At 64.0% G+C, this 2,820-nt stretch carries 3 protein-coding genes; 1 reads left to right on the plus strand and 2 read right to left on the minus strand.

Annotation, left to right across the window (positions count from 1 at the left end; genetic code table 11):
• Nucleotides 1-1,181: DHA2 family efflux MFS transporter permease subunit (locus ENZ74_RS27830; RefSeq protein WP_127313147.1), on the minus strand; the 1,181-nt coding region annotated here is incomplete at its 3' end.
• A 180-nt stretch (nt 1,182-1,361) separates the two neighbouring features.
• On the minus strand, nt 1,362-1,757 hold the full coding sequence (locus ENZ74_RS27835) for a cupin domain-containing protein (RefSeq protein WP_024504148.1): 396 nt from the start codon (nt 1,755-1,757) through the stop codon (nt 1,362-1,364).
• Nucleotides 1,758-2,067: 310 nt separating this feature from the next.
• Here ENZ74_RS27835 and ENZ74_RS27840 point away from each other — a divergent pair.
• On the plus strand, nt 2,068-2,820 hold a 753-nt coding region (locus tag ENZ74_RS27840; protein ID WP_127313148.1), incomplete at its 3' end, for a GTP-binding protein.

The following is a 2,820-nucleotide window of genomic DNA, read 5'->3' on the forward strand; positions in this document are numbered from 1 at the left end:
GTCCTATGCGCCGCGCGAACGCTCGGGCATGGTGTCGGCGCATAGGACATGGCGGCAGCGCTGCCGGTCGGGATTGCAAGCGCATTGCCGAGGCCGCCGATGGCGAACAGAAGGCACAGCATCGCGTAGGACGTCGAAGGACCGGCCCAGCACATGCCGAGCATGGACAGGCCGATAGCAACATAGCCGATGCTCATCAGCGCGGAGTGACCATAGCGCGCGCTCAGCCTGCCGATCCACGGCGACACCACGATCTGGACGATGAAGGCCGGCGCCATGCGCAGGCCGGTCTGCGTCGGCGACCAGCCCTGCACCTGCTGCAGGAACATCGAGAAGAAGAAGACGCTGGAATAGGAGGTGAAGCCGAGCGCGAACGAAGCGACATTGGCGACGGCAAAGCGGACGTCACGGAACAGGCCAAGCGGCAGCATCGGCCGTGCCGTGCGCGCCTCGAAGCCGAGGAAAGCACCCAGGCCGACGACACCTGCGATGAGCGCCGTGACCGTCCTTGGCTCGCCCCAACCATTCTCGCCGGCCGAGATCAGGCCAAAGGTCAGCGCCCCCAGCCACAGGATGCTGAGAGCCAGGCCGACGAGATCGAGATGGGCATGTTCGGGATGCGCCGTCTCGTTGATCGAAGCAGCACCGAGCGCGATCGTGATCAGACCAAGCGGCAGGTTGATAAGGAAGATGCTTTGCCAGCCGACGGTCTCGACCAGGATGCCACCGAGGACGGGACCAACGAGCAGAGAGGTGGCGGCGAACGACGCCCAGCCGCCAATGACGCCGGCGCGCTGGCGCGCATCGGGAAAGGCTTGCGTCAGGATCGACAGCGCGCCTGGAATGAGCAGCGAGCCGGCGATGCCCTGTACGACCCGGCCGGCCAGCAGCACCGGCAAATTGGGCGCGACGGCGCAGATCAGCGAGCCGGCCACGAAGATGCCGACGCCGGCCAGCCATGAGCGCTTGCGGCCATAGCGGTCGCCGATCAGGCCGGACGACAGCATGAAGGCCGACAGGCACAGCGTGTAGGCGTCGACCACCCATTGCAGGCCGCCGAAATCGGTTTGCAACGCCTGCTGGATGGTCGGCAGCGCGACATTGACGATGCTGACGTCGAGCAGAGCCACGAACGAACCAAGATAGACAGCGGCGACCAGGGGCAAACGGTGCTTTGACATGGCTATGTCCGGACGTGAGTTTCGCAAATTACTGGCCGACGGTCAGTTGAACGGGCGGCATGGCGCTGTCGATCCGGCGACTGAGTATGGCCTGCGCCATGGTACGGGACTCGCCGCGAGTCGCCCTCTTCTGAAAATGTTGCGGCTGGAATAGAAGCCGGGTTCCTGCGGACTGAGCATTCAGCCGTCATATTGTTCCGATGTCACCGCTTCCAGCCAGTCGGCATGGACATCGTCGAGCGCCTCCTGCATGGCGATATGCGTCATCGCCGATTTCGGCGCCGCGCCATGCCAGTGTTTTTCGCCAGGCGCGAACGAGATGACGTCGCCCGCCCTGATCTGCTGGATCGGGCCGCCCCACGTCTGGGCAAGCCCGGCGCCCACCGTCACGTAGAGCGTCTGGCCAAGCGGATGCGTATGCCAGTGGGTGCGCGCGCCCGGCTCGAAGCTGACCAGCGTGGCTCGCAGCCGCGCCGGCGCCTCTTTCTCGATGATCGGCGTCTGCAGCACCCGGCCGGTGAAGTATTTTTCCGGCGCGATGACGGTCGGCACGCTGCCGCAGGCAATGATCTTCATGGGTCGATGGTCCTTCAAAACAGCGGGCGACGGGTCGCCAGCTTCAGTTTCCGCCGATATCGGCCGACGTGCAACAGCTTCCGGCTGCCAGCCCCCTATATGGCCAGCACGGGTCCACGGCCGAGCAAAGGATTTCTATTTTCCTTGCCCTGCCGGCAAACAAGTGGGACGATGGCTTTGGGCAGGTGGACTTGAAAAGAACCCCGCCCGCGACGGTCGAACAGGCCGGCCGCCGCTCAGGACCGATTGACCACGCCTGAACCATGCATGCCAGTCGGTCCTACGGGAAACGCCTGAGTGGAGGTCAGTCATGGGTACTCGCGCCGGAGGACGACGCACGGGACCGAAATGCATTGCCATAGTCGGTCCCTTCGCAAGCGGTAAGACGACACTTCTCGAAGCCATATTGGCCCGTACGGGCTCAATTCCCCGACAAAATCCCGTTTCATCAGGCAACACCGTTTCAGATCATTCGCCCGAGGCGCGCGCCCACGCCATGAGCGTCGAGGCGACGATCGCCACCACCGAATTCATGGGCGAGCAGATCACCTTCGTCGACTGTCCCGGCTCCATCGAATTCTCTTTCGAAGCCGAACCGGTGCTGGCCGCCTGCGACCTCGCGGTGGTCGTGGCCGAGGCCGATGAAAAGAAGATCCCTGCCCTGCAACTGATCATGCGCAAGCTCGACGATCTCGGCGTGCCGCGCATCCTGTTTCTCAACAAGGTCGACAAGGCAATCACCGGCGTGCGCGACACGCTGAAGATGCTGCAGCCGGCCAGTGCCGTGCCATTGCTGCTGCGCCAGATTCCGCTGCGCAAGGACGGCGTCGTCATTGGTTCGATCGACCTGGCGCTGGAGCGCGCCTACATCTATCGCGAATATGCCGAAAGCGAGGTGGCGCAGATTCCCGGCGACGAGAAGGCGCGCGAGCTCGAAGCGCGTTTCTCGATGCTGGAGACGCTGGCCGACCATGATGACCAGTTGATGGAACAGCTGCTCGAGGAGATCGAACCGCCCAAGGACGCGATCTTCGACGATCTCGCCGCCGACCTGCGCGACGGC

It is taken from the genome of Mesorhizobium sp. M7A.F.Ca.CA.002.15.2.1 (genome assembly GCF_003998715.1).
GTDB lineage: Bacteria > Pseudomonadota > Alphaproteobacteria > Rhizobiales > Rhizobiaceae > Mesorhizobium > Mesorhizobium ciceri.

Coding starts and splice junctions, on each gene's coding strand:
- ENZ74_RS27835 (WP_024504148.1), bottom strand. CDS start 1,757: ATGAAGATCATTGCCTGCGGCAGCGTGCCGACCGTCATCGCGCCGGAA.